Origin of the sequence: Mycobacterium aquaticum (assembly GCF_002086485.1) — a bacterium.
GTDB lineage: Bacteria > Actinomycetota > Actinomycetes > Mycobacteriales > Mycobacteriaceae > Mycobacterium > Mycobacterium aquaticum.
The window spans coordinates 110,742-128,206 of record NZ_MVHF01000006.1; the positions used below are offsets into that span (position 1 = coordinate 110,742).

At 66.3% G+C, this 17,465-nt stretch carries 13 protein-coding genes; 8 read left to right on the forward strand and 5 right to left on the reverse strand.

Annotated features, from left to right (window positions below):
* Nucleotides 1-63: 63 nt before the first annotated feature.
* Both BST13_RS08805 and BST13_RS08810 read left to right on the forward strand, forming a co-directional pair.
* Entirely contained in the window at nucleotides 64-1,326 is a 1,263-nt protein-coding gene (locus BST13_RS08805) for a histidine phosphatase family protein (RefSeq protein WP_158087128.1), read from the forward strand.
* A 227-nt stretch (nucleotides 1,327-1,553) separates the two neighbouring features.
* Nucleotides 1,554-2,843: a histidine phosphatase family protein gene (locus BST13_RS08810; RefSeq protein ID WP_083162698.1), complete on the forward strand. Its 1,290-nt coding sequence runs from the start codon at nucleotides 1,554-1,556 to the stop codon at nucleotides 2,841-2,843.
* A gap of 55 nt (nucleotides 2,844-2,898) precedes the next feature.
* Here BST13_RS08810 and BST13_RS08815 read toward each other — a convergent pair whose 3' ends face one another.
* The gene (locus tag BST13_RS08815) at nucleotides 2,899-3,930 is read right to left on the reverse strand and encodes an alcohol dehydrogenase catalytic domain-containing protein (RefSeq protein ID WP_083162700.1); all 1,032 of its coding nucleotides are present in this window, start codon (nucleotides 3,928-3,930) and stop codon (nucleotides 2,899-2,901) included.
* Between the two features lie 39 nt (nucleotides 3,931-3,969).
* Nucleotides 3,970-5,163, reverse strand: a complete 1,194-nt coding sequence (locus BST13_RS08820) for an FAD binding domain-containing protein (RefSeq protein ID WP_083162701.1) — start codon at nucleotides 5,161-5,163, stop codon at nucleotides 3,970-3,972.
* Between the two features lie 188 nt (nucleotides 5,164-5,351).
* On the opposite strand from BST13_RS08820, the gene BST13_RS08825 reads away from it, so the two are divergent.
* Nucleotides 5,352-5,873 (forward strand): pyridoxamine 5'-phosphate oxidase family protein, encoded by a 522-nt coding sequence (locus BST13_RS08825; RefSeq protein ID WP_158087129.1) that lies wholly within the window; start codon nucleotides 5,352-5,354, stop codon nucleotides 5,871-5,873.
* Nucleotides 5,874-5,889: 16 nt separating this feature from the next.
* Here BST13_RS08825 and BST13_RS08830 read toward each other — a convergent pair whose 3' ends face one another.
* Nucleotides 5,890-7,638, reverse strand: coding sequence for a helix-turn-helix domain-containing protein (locus BST13_RS08830; protein WP_211296046.1), 1,749 nt, complete (start codon nucleotides 7,636-7,638; stop codon nucleotides 5,890-5,892).
* Between the two features lie 111 nt (nucleotides 7,639-7,749).
* Between BST13_RS08830 and BST13_RS40160 the strand changes: the two genes are divergently transcribed.
* From BST13_RS40160 to BST13_RS08850, 5 genes are all read left to right on the forward strand, one after another.
* Nucleotides 7,750-8,364, forward strand: a complete 615-nt coding sequence (locus tag BST13_RS40160) for a DUF3500 domain-containing protein (protein WP_211296047.1) — start codon at nucleotides 7,750-7,752, stop codon at nucleotides 8,362-8,364.
* Nucleotides 8,292-8,918 carry a DUF3500 domain-containing protein gene (locus BST13_RS40165; protein ID WP_211296048.1) on the forward strand — a complete coding sequence of 209 codons (627 nt, stop codon included), beginning with the start codon at nucleotides 8,292-8,294 and terminating at the stop codon, nucleotides 8,916-8,918. Before BST13_RS40160 ends, BST13_RS40165 begins: the two co-directional genes overlap by 73 nt.
* Nucleotides 8,919-9,009: 91 nt before the next feature.
* Nucleotides 9,010-10,638 carry a glutamate synthase-related protein gene (locus tag BST13_RS08840; protein WP_083162703.1) on the forward strand — a complete coding sequence of 543 codons (1,629 nt, stop codon included), beginning with the start codon at nucleotides 9,010-9,012 and terminating at the stop codon, nucleotides 10,636-10,638.
* Entirely contained in the window at nucleotides 10,635-12,578 is a 1,944-nt protein-coding gene (locus BST13_RS08845; RefSeq protein WP_083162704.1) for a thiamine pyrophosphate-dependent enzyme, read from the forward strand. The genes BST13_RS08840 and BST13_RS08845 overlap by 4 nt, the downstream gene beginning before the upstream one ends.
* Before the next feature lie 115 nt (nucleotides 12,579-12,693).
* A complete protein-coding gene (locus tag BST13_RS08850) occupies nucleotides 12,694-13,629 on the forward strand; it encodes an alpha/beta hydrolase (protein WP_245839454.1) in 936 nt (311 codons plus the stop codon).
* Between the two features lie 5 nt (nucleotides 13,630-13,634).
* On the opposite strand, the gene BST13_RS08855 is transcribed toward BST13_RS08850, so the two are convergent.
* Together BST13_RS08855 and BST13_RS08860 are read right to left on the reverse strand one after the other, a co-directional pair.
* On the reverse strand, nucleotides 13,635-16,430 hold the full coding sequence (locus BST13_RS08855) for a LuxR family transcriptional regulator (protein WP_083162706.1): 2,796 nt from the start codon (nucleotides 16,428-16,430) through the stop codon (nucleotides 13,635-13,637).
* Nucleotides 16,427-17,374 carry an alpha/beta hydrolase gene (locus tag BST13_RS08860; protein WP_245839456.1) on the reverse strand — a complete coding sequence of 316 codons (948 nt, stop codon included), beginning with the start codon at nucleotides 17,372-17,374 and terminating at the stop codon, nucleotides 16,427-16,429. The genes BST13_RS08855 and BST13_RS08860 overlap by 4 nt, the downstream gene beginning before the upstream one ends.
* Nucleotides 17,375-17,465: the final 91 nt, after the last annotated feature.

A 17,465-nucleotide genomic window follows, 5' to 3' on the forward strand; every position in this document is an offset into this window, starting at 1 on the left:
GCGCACACAGTGAACTCCAGTTGTGTGACAGCCCACTTTTCGGCGAACGGGATGGAGAACTACATGCGAACACTCTCGGGACGCCGGACCGCCGGGGCCGCTGCGACGACCCTCACGGCCTGCGCGCTCTTGGCGGCAACAGCGCTGCCCGCGTCCGCCATGACGGTGACGTTCATCCGGCACGGAGAGTCCTACGGCAATGCCACCAACAAGATCGACACCTCGATCCCGGGGCCGGATCTCACACCCAAGGGAGAGGGCCAGGCCGATGCCGTCGCCGCCTACCTCACGTCGCCTGCCTACACCGACAAATACGGGCCCGTCGACGCGATCTATGCGTCGACCATGGTCCGCACCCAGGAGACCGCCAAGCCACTCTCCACCGACTTGAACCTGCCCGTCACCGTCATCGGTTACCCGAAGAACAGCGACGCCGGCGAGCGCATCGGGGTGCAGGAAATCAGTGCGGGCATCTTCGAGGGCCTGCCCGAACAGACCGGCATCGGCCGCATCGGCTACATCGTCGCCCCGCTGGCCTGGACGTTGGGCCTGCAGTTCGTCCCGGTCCCCGGCGGCGAGACCGGCCTGGAATTCAACGAGCGCATGAACAATTCGATGAAGCAGATCGAGGCCGACACCCCGGCGGGGGAAGACGGCAATCAGAACGCCGCAGTGTTCTCCCACGGCGCCACCATCATGTTCTGGACGATGATGAACGTCGACAATCCGAACCTGCTGTTGATCGTGCAGCACCCGTTGACCAACGGTGACGTCGTGGTGGTGGATGAGAATGCCGACGGTGGCTGGACTTTGAAGAGCTGGGCCGGCGAAGAGGTGGGCCCCGCCAACTACCCGACCCAGATGTTTGTCAACGTCCGCGACCTGATCGTCGCGCCGCAGCAGGCGGTGTACAACATGCGGGTACCGGCCCTCACGCCGGATCCCGCCGCCATTGTCAGCACTGGCGCACAGGGCGTGCAGGACGTCGCCAAGGCAGGCGTGAAGTTCGTGAAGGATTCGGTGACCGACACCGTCAACGCGATCACGAGCATCCCGAACGCACTGAACGACGTTACGCCGGCGACACATACGCTGAACACCGACAGCGCCCCCGCCACCAAATTGACCTCGTCCACCGACGGCGACGCCGCCAAGGTCATCCGAAAGGTCAATGGCGCTACGAATCTCACCGCCGGCAACAAGGCACCTTCCGGCAAGGGAGCTTCTGTTGCGCGCCAACGGGTTCGAGACACCGTCAAGAAGCTGACCAACGCCGGCAAGACGACCAACAGCGGGTCGCACAGCACGTCGAAAGATGCCGCGTGAGGTAAACCTCCCGGCAAATGACCATCCCTAGTTCGACCAATGGACCGAACTGTCGCGCGCGAATTCAGCCGCGGGGATGGACAATTCGCCAAACTGACATCCCGGACAACGGGACAAGCTGCCAAATTCCTTGCGATTTACCGAACAATTCCTGGGACCGTCCCCACTACTGCTTACGGAGGCACATCAGCATGACGCGAAAACAATCGATCCTGGGAGGTGTCGCCATGGCATTTCTCGCCGTCTGTCTGGCGATCCCCGTCGCCAACGCCGCCGAGGTCATGCGCGTGACGTTCATCCGGCACGGCGAGTCATACGGCAACACTTCGGGTTTGATCGACACGTCGACACCCGGTCCGGTACTCACACCCAAAGGACAACAGCAGGCCCAGGACGTCGCCAAGAAACTCGGCGACAACAATTATGACGCCATTTACGCCTCGACGATGGTGCGCACGCAATTGACCGCGGCACCGATGTCGCAATACCTCGGCCTACCCATTCAGGTCCTGCCCGGCCTGCAGGAAATCGAAGCGGGTGATTACGAGGGCACTCCCGAGAAAGACGCCATGAACGGGTATCTCAAAGCCCCCATAGCGTGGGCGTTCGCGGGCCAGCGCGGTGCCCGGATCCCTGGCTCGATCGACGGCAACGAATTCGACGCCAGGGTCGATGGCGCTCTGCAGACCATGTACGACAACGGCGACCGCAACGTCGCGGTGTTCTCCCACGGCGGCACCATCATGTTCTGGACCATGATGAACGCCCAGAACCTGAGCACTGCCGACAAGATCAGGCTGCTCACCACCCATCCGCTCACCAACACCAGTTACGTGGTGATCGAAGGCAATCCCCAAGACGGTTGGACATTGGTGGACTGGGACGGTGAAAAGTTCGGCACCCAACCGTCATTCGAAACCAACGTACAATTGCAGGTCCGCACTCTGACCCGGCAGCTGCAGCAGGCCGCCGACAGTGTGAAGGCGGCCTTCACCACGCGAGACCCGGCCACCATCGTCACGGCGATCAACCACGCCGTCGCCACGGCGAGCTTCTCCGTCGTCAAGTTCGGCCGCGCGATCAACGCCGAGGTCATCAACCGGAGCAAGGACGCCGTGCCGACCGATGCCGCTTCAACACAGCAGGCGCTGTCCTCGGCAGTCAACACCGTCAAGACGTCTGTCGAGGCGAACGTCAAGAACGCCGAGGAGACCATCGATTCGGCCGCCGGACCTCAAAGCCTCACGGGTGCGCCGAAGTTGTCCGACACCAACGTCAAGTCGAAGCCCCGCGGCGCGACAGATCTGTCCGACGGAAACAAGGCCCTACCCGGCGTGACGAAGTCGGTCAACCGCAGCGGAGATCGGGTTCGCGAGGCCGTGCGAAGCACCTCCGACCAGGTGGCCTCGTCGGTCCAGAAGCTCAGCGACGCGGTCAAGAAGATCACCGGTCGGGCCGGCACATCCCGGGCCACCGGCGAGTCCCCCAAAGCCGACGGTGAGAAGGACGCGGCCTGACCGGCACGCAGACGCGAATTGCCCATCTCCGCACGGAGATGGGCAATTTCGTCGGTCAGTTGGTGAGAACAACCTTCAGCGCGCCGGTTTCGGCCGATCTCTTGAAGATGTCGTAACCGGCTTCTGTCTCGTCGAGTGTCATTCGATGCGTGATCATCTTGGTTCCGTCCAACGCACCCGTGGAGATCGAGTTCATCAATTCGGGAATCGTCAGACCCGACGGGATACCCGTGGTGATGGTGACCTGCTTGGCCCACAACTTCTCCAGGTGCAGCGTCGCCGGGCCTTCGTGCACACCGATATTGGCGATGCGGCCGCCCGAACGAACGAGATCCGCGGCGAGTTCGAAGGCATCCGGAAATCCGACGGCTTCGATCGTGACGTCGGCGCCGAGGCCGTCGGTCAGTTGCGCGACCAGGCCCGCCACTTCGTGCTCATCCACCGCATGTGTCGCACCGAGTTTCAAAGCAACCTCGCGGCGGCTCGCCACCCGGTCCACGACGACCAGGTTGCGGGGAGAGAACAGTTGCGCGGTCAAGGTGGCGGACAAGCCCACCGGGCCAGCGCCCACGATGACGACGGTATCGCCCGGCCTGACCTGTCCTTTGAGCACGCCGACTTCATAGCCGGTGGCGAGGATGTCGGTGAGGAATAGCACCTGCTCATCGGAGAGCGTATCGGGGATCTTGTAGACAGAATTGCGCGCGAACGGAATTCGGGCATACTCGGCCTGGACACCGTCGATGGTGTTGCCCAGGGCCCAGCCGCCGTTGAGGCACTGGCCGTACATGCCGGAGACACAGAACCGGCAGTAGCCGCAGGCACTCACACACGACGCGATGATCCGGTCCCCCACCTTGACGTTCCGCACCGAAGCGCCGATCTCGGTGACGACACCGGTCGCCTCGTGCCCGAGGACGGTACCCGGCTGTACGGTCGGGACGCCGCCCTTGATGATGTGCAGATCGGTGCCGCAGATCGTCGAGTGCGTGATCTTCATGATGATGTCGGTGTCGGCATCGAGCGTCGGCATCGGGTGCTCGCGGTATTCGATTGCGCCAGGGCCGGTGTAGACAAGTGCTTTCATTCGATTTCCTTTGTTTGGACGGTGTTTCGTTATGCGTGGTTACTTGCCGGGCCCGTACAGGCCGAAGCGCAGATCGGGATCGCCAGGCACCCAGGTGTTGGAGAACTGTGAGCGGGCGCCCATCGCCGAGACCCGGTCGACCAACCGGTTGCCGAGTTCGAGTTGCCCCGGCTCCCAGAGCTTCAGCGCTTCGGCGATACCGCCGTCGTGAGCTCCGAGATGTTCGTAGAGAGCCCAGGCATCGGCGGCCGCTTTCGCTGATCCGGCTGCCGCGTGCGGTCGGGCGGCGAAGGCGGCGTCACCGACGATGGCGACGCGTCCCTCGGCCATTCCCGGGATGCGAGTGTCGAATACCACCTGCAGATAAGGCTGTTCGGTATCGACGATCACTTCGGCGACCGCCGGTGCCAGGTTGGCAACCGCGGCGGCCTTCATCTCGTCGATGTAGCGCTGCTGCACTGCACCGGGGTGCAGGGACACCGGAGCTTCGAATCCGCGGATATCGGTGGTCAATTCGTGCAGTTCTGGGCCGTCGGCCACATTGCGGTACCACACGTAGTTGAGGAGGCGCTTGCCCTCCTCGAGCTCGCCGTCCATACCGGGGATCGTGTACATGACGGCTTGGGTGTTCGGCCCCAGACTGTAGGTCAGGGCGTCGGCGAGAACAGCACGGGTTTCGTCGCTCACGAGATCCTCTCGCACCGTCCCGCGCCAGCCGACGTACCCGGAGTACTGCCGCGCCAGGTCCGGGAACAGGCGCCGCCGGGCGGTCGAACTGATGCCGTCGGCGAACACCACCAGATCGGCGGATTCTGTTCGGCCCGAGGCAAAACGCAGCTCGACACGGTCGGCATCCTGGCTGAAACCGGCGAAGAACTCGCCCAGGTGGTAGTGGTCACCGCCGAAATCGCTCAACAGAGCGCGATAGACCGTGTCCCACGACGTGTAACGCCACAGGGCGGGCTCGTCGTGCAGTACCTCGTTACCGGCTCCGAGGTAGCGCAGGCGCGAGCTCTTGGTGCTCAGTTCCTCGATCTGACGTGTGCTGTGCCCGTCGAACCACTTCATCATGATCGGTTGCAGGACGATCCCGCCGCCGCGGTGCTCCAGGTTGGTCGGGGTCCGCTCGAAGACGTCGACCTCGAAACCCAACTTGCGCAGCAGGAGCGCGGTGGTGAGGCCCCCGATCGAACCGCCGACGACGATGGCCCGTGAACCGACGTAAGACTGCATGTCAAACCTCCTTGGCAGGCGTGCTGATGCGCTCAACTCTGCGTCACGCCGACCGCCCGTGGACTGTGCCAATCCACAGCAATCGAGAAAACCGCTGTGTAAAACCCCAGCCACCCGTGGGAGACGTCGCATTAGCGTCGGGAAGCACGATGCCGGCGGCAGGCCGGCGCCCGTCCCAGGAGGTAGACATGCCCATCGGTGTCGCAAAGATACGAGACATCGCAGACGGCGTTCAGGCCGGACAGTTCGAAGTCGGTGAGCGCGGCGAGCTCCACCGCCTCGACGACCTCGACCCCATCTACAAACAGCTGCTCGACAGTCCGGTGACCGCCGTGATCTCGGTGATCGGGGGCACGGGGCGGCCCAACCTCTCCCCCGTGTGGGTCGATTACGAAGGGGACCGCGTACTGCTCAACCTGGCGGCCCACCGCAAGAAGGTCCAGTGGTTGCAGAACAACCCGGAGGTGACCTTCATGCTCATGAACCCGGCCAACCCCTTCCACTGGATGAGCATCAAAGCCACTGTGGCCCACCAGATCTCGGAGGACGACCCGGTCGACGGCAACAAGGTCACCGCACACATCGACCGGATGGCCGAGAAGTACCTCGGCACCGGCGACGGTTACGCCTTCCGCGACCCGAGCCGCAATGAGCGCCGGGTGCTGTTCGAGTTCACAGTCGACTCGGTCGCCACCTTCGGCAGGCCATGACCGACCGCCGACGGTCTCACTCGGTCACGACAGGTTGAGCTCCACCGAGCACGTCGGCGGCCATCAGCGCGAGCTTCAGCTGCAGCCAGGATTCCGGCTGCTGAAGGGACAGGCCCGCAACTTCTTCGACTTTCTTCAGACGCAGCCCGATGGTGTTCTGGTGGACGAACAAGGCGGCCGAAGTACGGCCGACGTTCATTCCCTGCTCGAGATAGGTGCGCACGGTCGCGACCAGCTGGGCGTTCTTGCGCTCGTCGTACTTGCGCAACGCATCCAGGGTGTGATCGGAGAATCGGACGAGCTCGTGCGGATCGTTGAGCTGCAGCAGCAGTCCGTACACCCCGAGATCGGGCAGCGTGACAACGCGATTCGTGCCGTGCAACCGTGCCAATTCCAGTGCGGCTCTGGCGGTTCCCATCGCGGCCCGCGCGTCGGCCAGGCGCTCGCACCGGTGGCCGATGACGACGGTTGCCGTATGAGCTCCCGCCGGCCGGCTCACCACATACCGAATGCGTTCAGCAGCCTGCGCCGGGGATTCGGCACGCGAGGACTCGGGCCACAACACGAGCACGTCGCCGCCCGTGCTCGTCACGAGCGGCCGCGGTTCGCATTGCGCGGCCACGGCGCGCACCGTCGACAACAACGACCGGGTCCGTCCCGGCCCGCCGTCGCCGTCGGATGCCGCCACGATCACGGTGTGGGCGCGGGTCAGATCGTGCCCGAGCGCTCCGGCACGCGTGCTCAACGCATCCGAGGCGGCGCCTGCGAGAAAGTCGGCCAGCAGATCCGAACGCAAGCTCCATTCCACGTCGGTCGCCGTGCGCTGGCGCAGGAACTCCAGCGCACACACCACAGCTGCGTGTTCCAGCGCCCGCTGGTCGAGTTCGGAAAAATCGGCCAGGCGGCCCGGAACCCAGAGCCGCGCGACCACCTCACGGCCCAACGACACCGGGGCAGTCACCCGATTCCGCTGGGCCACTTCCCCGATCCCGTCGGGCAATTGCCCGGGGACGATCGGCTCGGGAGCGAGCTGCACACCTTCGTGCGGCGCATTGGCGGCGACGAGACCGGCGGCGTCCGTGACGAGCACAGGACGGCGCTGCAAGCGTGCCAACGCCTCGGCAACGCCCTGCACTCCGCCGGCGCGTAGCACCACTTCGGTGAGCTCACGGTGGATGTCCTCGGATTGCTCGAGCAGCCGGCGTTGTTCCGTCAGCGAACTGATCAGCCGGGAACTCTGCAACGCCGTACCGGCCTGATTCGCCAGCGTCCACAGCAGCGCGACCTCGTCGGGCCCGAAGTCGTGCACCGAGGTCCGGTAACAGTTCAACGTGCCGACAGGAGCCCGGTCGACCAGCAGCGGCACGGCGGCCATCGCCCGGTATCCGTAGTTGTCGGCCAGCCAGGCCCACGGGGCGAACGAGGGGTCGGCGAGGATATCGGACACGATCGCGGGCTCGCCGGACCGGAACGCCCACGTCGACGGACCACCCGACAAGGGACCGGAATCGACGGTGATCGTCCTGCGTTCGTTGACCTCCGCGACGTATTCCACCGACAGCCCCGACGACCCGGAGATATACAGGCGGTGCCGGTCGTCGTCGACGAGCAGCACCCCGCTGGCCTCGTAACCGGTGAGGGCACAGGCGGTCTCGGCGATCAGGTCCAGCAGCTTGGGTAACGGCGTTGCGGCGTTGACGGCCGCGGCCAGGTCGCCGACCCCGCCGAGCCACTGCCGCATCTCACCGCTCGTGTAGGTACGCATCCCCTAGCTCCTTCGCCGGAACCGCAAACCTTGGGAGAATCAACAATGCGGACGCTACATGCTGTGCATTCACACAGTCCAGTGTCTGTTTGCGCTGCGTAGTGTTCGTCGATGAGTGGTGCACACCGGCTCACTCGAACGGAGGACGCGATGAATCCGGCACAGCGCATGTTTGAGGCCGCACAAGCCTGGTTGGCCGAACTCTCGTCGGACCAACTCGACCGGGCGGTGGCGCCGTGGCCCTCCGAAGAGGAGCGCCACCGCTGGTTCTACACCCCCACCGACCACGGCGGACTGCCGCTGGCGGACATGCGGCCGGCGCAGCAGGGTCGCGCCATGCAGTTGGTCGCGACCGGCCTGTCCAAACCCGGCTACGTCACCGCGACGACGATCATGGGGCTGGAGAACGTCCTCGACCAGGTCGAGAACTGGCAGGTGGACTGGGGCCGCGAACGCGGTCGGGATCCGCAGATGTACTGGCTCAAGATATTCGGCGAACCCGACCTGCGGGGCCCGTGGTCGTGGCGCTTCGGCGGTCACCACGTCTCGGTGCAGCATTCGGTCCGCGACGGCGAGGTCATCGCCAGCTCACCCAGCTTCCTGGGCGCGGACCCGCCGAATCGCCGTTGCTCGGCGGACATCTGCTGCGCCCCTTGGGAGCCGCCGAAGACCTGGCCCGCGAACTGGTCCGATCGCTCGACGAAGGTCAGACCGCCGAGGCGCTGATCAGTACGGTCGCCCCGGTCGACATCGTCGGCGGAAACCGCCCCCAGCTGCACGACGGCGACATGATGATGGGGCTGCCCGATGTGTGGCGGGCACCCTTCACCGATCCCCGGCTGCGCGACCTGGTCCACTCCATGCACGACACGTCGGAGATCCAGGCCGGACTGCTGCCCGAACATCTCCGCGCCCTGAGCCTCACGACGGCTCCGAAAGGCGTTGCGGCAAGCGCGATGACCAAAAGCCAACAGGAGTTGCTGCGGGCCGTGCTCGACGTCTTCGTCGGCAGGATCCCCGAAGAACTCGCCGCACGCGAAGCCGAGAAGTTCGCCGGGGCCAAACTCGACGCCGTACATTTCGCCTGGGCCGGCGGCTTCGAACGGGGCCAACCGCACTACTACCGGCTGCAGGGGCCGCGCCTGCTCGCCGAGTACGACAACACCCAGCGCGACGTCAACCACATCCACACGGTGTGGCGGGATCCCAGTGGGGATTTCGGCGATGACGTGCTGGCCCGCCACCATGCCGAGTTCCATTCCCGACCCCGCCTCGTCTGAGAGCCGCACCGCCAACAAGGCAACGCATCAGTCATATGACTGATGCGTCCGCGCTGCCGATGGCCGAGAGTTCAACGGTGGAGATGAGCGCGTGACAACTGAACCGACGACAGCACTTCGCGTCGCCTCGCTCGCCGAACTACCCGAGAACACCCCGCACACTGTCGTCGCGGCAGGTGTCGACGTGGTGCTGGTGCGCCGCGGTGACGCGGTCTCCGCGCTGCACGGCCGGTGCGCCCACCGCGGAGCCCTGATGGCGGACGGCCGCATCGAAGGCGACCTCCTGGTGTGCGGCGTGCACGGGTGGCGCTATGAAATCGATTCCGGCATATCACCGGTCAACCCGTCGGTCGCGTTGGCCAGTTTCCCCGCGTGGGTGGCCGACGGCTCGGTGTACCTCGACGAGTCGGCCGTCGCCGACTTCGCCCGCGCCAACCCGCAGACCTATGCCGACGACGGCTATCAAGGCAGGTGGATCAAGGCCTCCGACACCGCCGAGGAACCGTTCGTCACCCTGATCCATGAACTGGCCGCGCACGGACTGAACAACTTCGGTGGCCACGGGCCGACGGCGGCCATGGGAGTGCCGCGCGACCAGTTGCCGTCGTGGGATTCGATCCAACTGGTCACCGCACAACTGGCCCGCCTCCCGCTGCTCGACGACGAGGCGGTGAGTACGCAGACGGTGATCGGCCCGAACGCCCTGCGCCCGCTGGTGCTCGACATCCCGTTGTTCGTCAGCGACATGAGCTTCGGCGCGCTCTCCGAAGAGGCAAAGACCGCACTCGCGGCGGGCGCCGAACTCGCCGGGACCGGGATCTGCTCGGGCGAGGGCGGCATGTTGCCCGAAGAGCAGCAGGAGAACTCGAAGTACTTCTACGAGCTGGCATCCGGCAGGTTCGGCTGGAGCTTCGAACACCTGCACAAGGTCCAGGCCTTCCACTTCAAGGGCGGGCAGGGCGCCAAGACCGGCACCGGCGGGCACCTCCCCGGCCCCAAGGTGGTCGGGCGGATCGCCGAAGTGCGCGGCCTCCCGCCGGGCACCGCGGCGATCTCTCCGGCCCGGTTCCCCGACTGGACCACGCTGACCCCGTTCAAGGAATTCGCCGCCGAGGTCCGGGAGGTCTCGGGCGGAATCCCGGTGGGGTACAAGATGAGTGCGCAGCACATCGAGCGTGATATCGACGCCGCCCTCGAGATCGGTGTCGACTACCTCATTCTCGACGGCCGTGGCGGTGGCACCGGCGCGGCGCCGACGATCTTCCGCGACAACATCTCGGTGCCCACGATTCCCGCGTTGGGGCGGGCACGGCGGCATCTGGACAACGCCCACGCTCACCACGTCACGCTCGCGGTCACCGGCGGCATCCGCACCTCGGCGGACATGGTGAAGGCGATGGCGCTGGGCGCAGACGCGATCGGTCTGTCCAACGCGGCGCTGCAGGCCATCGGCTGTGTCGGCATGCGTGCCTGCAACACCAACACCTGCCCGGCCGGGATCGCCACCCAGGATCCGCGACTGCGGTCGCGCCTGCCGGTCCAGGCCGCGGCGGAGCGGCTGCACCGCTTCCTGCTGACCGCCGTGGATCTGATGGTGGTGCTCGCCCGGGCCTGCGGCCACCGGCGGCTGGCCGACTTCGAACTCGACGACCTCATCACCTTCGACCGCGACTTCGCCTACCTGAGTGGAGTCCCGTATGCAGGAGCCACGACACTGTGACCGAACAGGACCTCGCCTGGCACAAGGCTATCGACGCCGACGCCCTCGACGACGGCGAAGTGACCATGTGCCCGGCCGGACTCAAGACCGTCGCGTTGACCAAACTCGACGGCCGGTACGGCGCCATCGACAACCGGTGTCCCCATCAGGGTGGCCCGCTCGGCCAGGGCACCCTGGAAAACGACAAGATCCGTTGCCCGTGGCATGGTTTCGACTTCGACCCGTTCACCGGTGAGGCCGCGGGTGGGCCCGACTTCAACGTGCGCACCTATCCGGTGGAGGTCCGCGAGGACGGCGTCTACGTCGGCACACCCACTCCCGCTCCCCACCCGCGCACCGTCAGCGACGTGCTGCTGGAGACCATGACCAACTGGGGCGTCGACACCGTCTTCGGCATGGTCGGCCACTCGAACCTCGGCCTTGCCGAAGCCATGCACCGAGCGGAAACAGCCGGAAAGTTGCGGTATTTCGGCATCCGGCACGAGGGCGCCGCGGCGTTCGCGGCAGCCGCCTACGGCAAGCTGACCGGCAGGCCTGCCGCCTGCTTCGGTATCGCCGGGCCCGGCTCCACCAACTTGCTGACGGGTCTGTACGACGCGAAATCCGATCGTGCTCCCGTGCTCGCCCTGTCCGGCAACGTGGATTCGTCGGTCGCGGGCAAGGGCGCCTTCCAGGACATCGATCTGCTCGCCGCGTTCGCCGATGTTTCCGTGTACTCGGCGATGGTGCGCTCGGGTTCCGACCACGCCGAGCTGATGACCATGGCGCTCAAGCACGCCATCCTGGACCGCGGAGTCGGCCACCTCGTGCTGCCCGACGAGGTGCAGATTCTCGAAGCCCCTGAACAGAAATCCTCTGGGCCCCAAGGCCGGATGCCTGATCTCCGGGTGTCACCCCCGGCGGCCGCGCTCCAGCAGGCCCTCGAGCTGATCGCAACTGCGACCAGACCGCTGATCATCGTCGGGGCCGGCGCGAAGTTCGACATGCCCGCGGTCGTCGTCCTCGCCGAACGTCTGAATGCACCGGTACTCACCACGTTCAAGGCCAAGGGGCAGATCTCCGATGCCCACCCGCTGGCCTGTGGCGTGCTCGGCCGGTCCGGCACGCCCGTCGCGTCGTGGATGATGAACAAGGCCGATCTGCTGCTGGTGTTCGGCGCCTCGTTCTCGAATCACACCGGGATCTCGCCGTACAAGCCGATCATCCAGATCGACACCGACCCCATGATGCTCGGACGGTTCCGTCCCGTCGCGGTACCGGTGCTCGGCGACGTGGGGGTCACCGCCGCCGCCGTCCTCGACGCTGTTCGCCCGAACCCGGCCCTGGTGGATCAGCGTCCGGAGATCGCCGACCGCTGGTCGGTGTGGCGGACGGAAAAAGCGCGCCGCGCCGACAAACAGTTGGGCGGACGGGTCGCTGCCGCAACGGTATTCGAGGAGCTCAGCCGTCTGGCACCGGCGGATGCCGTCCTGACGGTCGACGTGGGTAATCATGCGTACTCGTTCGGCCGGTACTTCGAAACCACCGAGCAGTCGGTCCTGATGTCCGGGTATCTCGGGTCGATCGGATTCGGCTTTCCCGCGGCGATGGGCGCCTGGGCCGCCGCACCCGACCGTCCCATCGTGGCCATCACCGGCGACGGCGGATTCGGCCAATACCTTGGCGATTTCACCACCGCGGTGAAGTACGACATGAACATCACCCACATCCTGCTCAACAACGGCGAACTCGCCAAGATCAGCGAGGAACAACGCAGCGCCGAATACGCGGTGTGGCAGACCTCCCTGCACAATCCGAACTTCGCCGCTTACGCCCGAGACTGCGGCGCCTACGGCCGACGCGTCACCGATGCACAAGATCTGAGCTCGGCGATCACCGAAGCACTCAGCCACCCCGGACCGGCCATGGTCGAGGTACTCACCGATCCGAGCAACCACTGAAACCGGAAGCGTCCAACCGTCATCTGACTGATGCGAGAAGGCTGCCCGCGCCCGGATACTGAATCGGCAAACGGCCCGAATGATGGGGACGCCGTTGACCGTCAATCCTCGCGGCGTGGTTCTCGAACCGGCCACGCAGTCTTTCCTGGCGAACACGGCCGCGCTGCCGGCACCGGATACGGTGAGCCCCGCGGCAGGGCGCCGGATGATCGACAACTGGCAACGCGAGCCCGTCGAGTCCCCGCTGCGGGAACGCCGGCTGATGGTCGCCGGTGCGACAGGACCGGTGCGGATCCGAATGATCGTGCCGCCGAACGCCGGTGGCCGTCTGCCGGTGTTGTTCTACCTGCACGGCGGCGGCTGGGTGTTCGGCAGCGCCCGCAGTCACGCTCGCCTGGTGCGCGAGCTCGCGGTGATGACGGGCGCCGCCATCGTGTTCCCCGAATACAGTCTCTCCCCTGAGGTGCGCTATCCCGTTGCACTGAATGAGATTTGGTCCGCCGCCCAGTGGGTGTTCACCGAGGGCGGCAGGCACGGGCTCGACACGAGGCGGATCGCGATGGGCGGTGACGGTGTCGGCGCGACCATGGCCATCACCCTGGTGTCGCGCTGCCTGCGTAACGGGCACAGCGGGATCAGACAGTTCGTCGGATTCTGCCCGGTCACCGACGCGTCCTGCGACGCCGAGTCACACCGCACATATGGCGAGGGATATCACTTGCGCAGCACGACCATGCGGTGGTTCTGGGATCAGTACCTGCCCGATTCCGCAAGCCGCACAAAGCCTACCGTGTCTCCGCTGCGCACACCGGTGGACGAGCTCGCCGGCTTCCCGCCGTCACTGGTCATCACCGCCGAGGCCGATGTGGTGCGCGACGAGGGCGAGGCGTTCGCCGCCAAACTCTTCGCCGCGGGTGTCCCGACGACGGCGGTGCGGTACGACGCCGTCATCCACGGGTTCGTCGTGGTCAACGCACTGTGTGGGTCCGACGCCGCGCGGGCGGCGACCGCCCAGGCGACGTCGGCGATCACGTCGGCGTTCGGCAGCTGAACCGATCAGGGCTGCGGACCATCGGTGACCACGTCACGCAGCTGGTGGCGGCGACTCACCCCGAGTTTGGGGTAGACGTTGTACAGGTGGGAGGCGATCGTGCGCGGCGAGAGGTTCAGCCGTTGAGCGATTTCGCGGTTGGTGAGACCGGATGCTGCCATCGCGACGATCTGGCGCTCCTGGGCCGTCAGGGAGCCCATGCCCTCGACCGCGGAAGACGACGCCGACGCCGTGACCCCGGCCGCCCTCAGCTCTGCCCGGGTGATCTTGGCGAACGGCACCGCACCCAACCGGTCGAACACCTCCAGTGCCGCAGTCAACTGGGTACGCGCCTCGGCAGGTCGCCGAACCCTACGTAGCCATTCGCCGTAGTGCAGTCGAGCCCGGGCTCGTTCCATCGGCCACTGGTCCCCCGCCGGGTCGAAGACCGCCAACCGATAGTGCCGCTCAGCCAGATGCGTCGACGTGGTCAACGCCAGCGCCTGATGCCGCAAAAGCCTCAGCCGCACCGGCGGATTCGACCCCATCTGCCGGCCGATCGACACGACCAGCGGCCTGATCTCGTCCCCGTGCCCGCTGCGCGCTCCCGCCCACGCCAGATCGGCGATCCCGCGATGCGACAACACGAAGTGCACGGGTTCGCCGTCGGCATCGAACAGCCGACGGAAGGTGTGGTAGGCGCCCTCGAAATCGCCGCGTGTCAACGCATTCCAGCCCGTGGCCCGGACCAGCGCCACCGCCGTCGCCGCCCCGCCGTTGTCAGCCCTGATCCGCGCCGCCGCCCGCAGTGCCGTCTCGGCCCCCTCGACGTCGCCCAGGCAGGCCAGCAGATGCGCCCGGGTGGCGCTGCTCTCGGCGTGCAACAGGGCGAGATCATAGACCGCACACAGGGTCTCGGTCTCGTCGAGCAGTTTCTGCAACTCCGACCAGCGGCCGGTGTCGTGCAGCGCCCAGCCCAGGGCCGCCATGGCGTAGGTGAAGCCCCGCATGCCTCCGGCCGACTTCAGCTGTTCGATGCCCTCCCTGAGCTCGGTGACCGCCATGCCGCTGTCCTCGGTGGCGTAGGCCATCGCACCGACGATGAGCCGGCGATACGGCTCGACCGGTGCCGACATGGGCTGTAGCCAGCGCCGGTTCCACGGGGCCGGCCGGCTGTACGGGGTGGCCGCACTGTCGGCGTACATCGCCACGTAAGCCCGCTGTAATGGGCCAGACTCGGCGGGTAGCGGTGTGGGAAAAGCACTCTCGCCGAGAACGTCGCCGGCGGTTTCATCGAGCCAGCGACGCAGATTCCTGCGATGCACGAGGTCGCCCGAATAGTATGCCGCCGACGCGGCGACGTACATCAACGCCAGACGCAGCCGCGTATTGGCCGGTCGCGATCCATCCAGGATGCTGCGAACCAGCTCGGCAGCTTCGGTCGGACGTGCGGACTGCACGAGAATCGAAGCTCGGGTCAGTGCGGCATGGCCGACGATTTCGGAATCCGTCGAGCTGCGAATGGCACTCGCACTCAAGGACAGGGCCCAGGCCGGATCCCCGCCGAAGTTGGCCGCAGCCGAGGCAAGGGTAAATCGACGAGCGGCGTCAGCGCAGCCCGGGCTCAATTCGCCGGCCCGCTGCAGCGCCCGTGCCACCTCCAGATAACCGCCACGTTGCTGCGACTGATCGGCGCCCTGCTCCAGCAGGGCGGCCACCATCTCGTCCGGCCCGGACGCGGCGGCGGCGAGATGCCATGCGCGACAGGACACGTCGAGATGCGGCGATGCGGCGAGCGCCACATGAGCGGCACGCCGTTCATCCAGGTCACCCTCGCTGTAGGCGATGGTGCGCAACAGTGGGTGACTGAACCGCACCCGCCGGTCGTCACCGATCGCCACCAGTCCGGCCGCGAGCGCCGGCTCCCAGCGGGCCAGCTCGGTACCGAAACCCGCTGCCGCAGTGATGGTGTCGATGGTCTCGTAACCGGCGCCCGCCGCGGCGAACAATGCCAGCCGACGTGCATCGGCAGGTAAAGCGCCCAGTTGCGCGGCGAACAGCGTATTCGCGAATCCGCTGCCGACCATGTGATTGCCCCGGAAGGACGCCGAGCCCGACTTGCCGTAGAACCGCGCGGACTCGATGAGCGCCAACGGGTTTCCCCCGGACCAGCGGATGATCTCCCCACGCACGCTCGCGTCGGGTACCACGGACTGCGCCTCGATCACGTCGGCGGACTCCGCGTCCGACAGCGGGGTGACCTCGACGACGACCACCGACCGATCGATGCCGCACAGCAGGTCTACCCGGCGGGCACTCATCAACATCCGTATCGGCAGATGCGGTACCCGCCCGATGACATAGGTGAGCACCTGCCGAGAATCCGGTTCGAACCGGTCGAAATCGTCGAGCGCCAGCAGCAGCGGGTGTTGCGCCGCTGCCGCCGCCAGCAGCGCCAGCACGGCCTGCTGAATCAGGGCAGGCCCGAGAGTTGCCGAGTCCGCACGCGTGCCCAGCACGTCGGTCAGCACATCCCGGAATTCGGCCGGTAGCGCCGACACCCGGTCGACGATGGGACGGATGAGCTCTGCCAGCGCGGTGAACGGCGGTACCTGGTCGGGCTCGGTCCCGCCGGCGAATAGCACCCGCGTCGCCGCGGGCACCTCGGCCATCGCGTGGCGCAGCAGCGTGGACTTACCGATCCCCGGCTCACCCGCCAGGATGATCGCCCGCGGTGCGCCGGCCGCACCGGAAGCGACAGCGGTGACCAACCGGACCAGCTTGCCACGGCCGACGACGGGAAGGGTCGGAATGGCCGTCACGGGTGTATCGCTTGTTTGAGAAAGCGGATGCCTTGATCCAGTGCCGCACGGGCCGACGGGGTTTCGCTCAACTGGCTGAGTACCACGAAATCATGCACAGTACCCAGGTAGCGGGTGCAGGTCACGGGCACCCCTGCCGCGCGGAGCGATGCCGCGAATGCCTCGCCTTCGTCACGCACCACGTCGGCTTCCGCGGTGATGATCAGTGTCGGCGGCAGACCGGCGAGATCCGCAGGTGATGCGCGTAATGGGGACACCGTCGGTTGGTCCGGATCACCATCGCAGTAATGTTCCCAGTACCAGGCCTGTTCGTCGCTGGTGAGCAGATACTCCTCGGCGAACATCTCGTGCGACGGGTATTCGCACCGTGCGTCGGTGGGCGGGTAATAGAGCAGTTGCGCACGGATGCGGGGACCGCCGCGGGATTTGCACACCATGCTCATCGCGGCCGCGATCGTCGCGCCCGCACAATCTCCGGCCAATGCAAGGGTTTTCGGGTCGATATCGATCGACTCGGCGTTGTCACGAATCCACAACAGGGTCGCGTAACACTCTTCCAGGGCGACCGGGTAGCGGGCTTCGGGCGTCCGGCTGTACTCGGGTACCACCACCGCGGCACCGCATTTCGTGGCGATCGCCGCGACGATGTGGCCGTGCGTGTCGGCGTCGCCGAACATGAAGCGGCCGCCGTGGATGTACAGCACCCCCGGCAGTGGTCCCGAGGTCCCGAGTGGCCGCACCACCCAGAAGCCGACCAGATCGGACGGTCCTACCGGGGCGGTGTGGAACCGCGCCGCGGTACCCGGTTGCTCGACGGTGCTCCGCTGCGCCTCCCGCAGCGCCAGCCGTCCGTCCTGTGGGCCGAGCTGTCCGAGCGTCGGTGGTATCGCCATCGCGGCGACCAGCCGCGCGATGGTCGGATCCAACACAACGTCTCGGCTCACGACGTCCTCCCTGACGATGCGGCGGCCTCACCCGCAGCGTTCCCACCCTACGCCGCGACGCGTACACCCGGATGTTCATCCTGAACCTCGT

Coding starts and splice junctions, on each gene's coding strand:
- BST13_RS08820 (WP_083162701.1), bottom strand. CDS start 5,163: ATGCAGTCTTACGTCGGTTCACGGGCCATCGTCGTCGGCGGTTCGATC.
- BST13_RS08815 (WP_083162700.1), bottom strand. CDS start 3,930: ATGAAAGCACTTGTCTACACCGGCCCTGGCGCAATCGAATACCGCGAG.
- BST13_RS40160 (WP_211296047.1), top strand. CDS start 7,750: ATGAGTGGTGCACACCGGCTCACTCGAACGGAGGACGCGATGAATCCG.
- BST13_RS08805 (WP_158087128.1), top strand. CDS start 64: ATGCGAACACTCTCGGGACGCCGGACCGCCGGGGCCGCTGCGACGACC.
- BST13_RS08810 (WP_083162698.1), top strand. CDS start 1,554: ATGGCATTTCTCGCCGTCTGTCTGGCGATCCCCGTCGCCAACGCCGCC.
- BST13_RS08825 (WP_158087129.1), top strand. CDS start 5,352: ATGCCCATCGGTGTCGCAAAGATACGAGACATCGCAGACGGCGTTCAG.
- BST13_RS08830 (WP_211296046.1), bottom strand. CDS start 7,638: ATGCGTACCTACACGAGCGGTGAGATGCGGCAGTGGCTCGGCGGGGTC.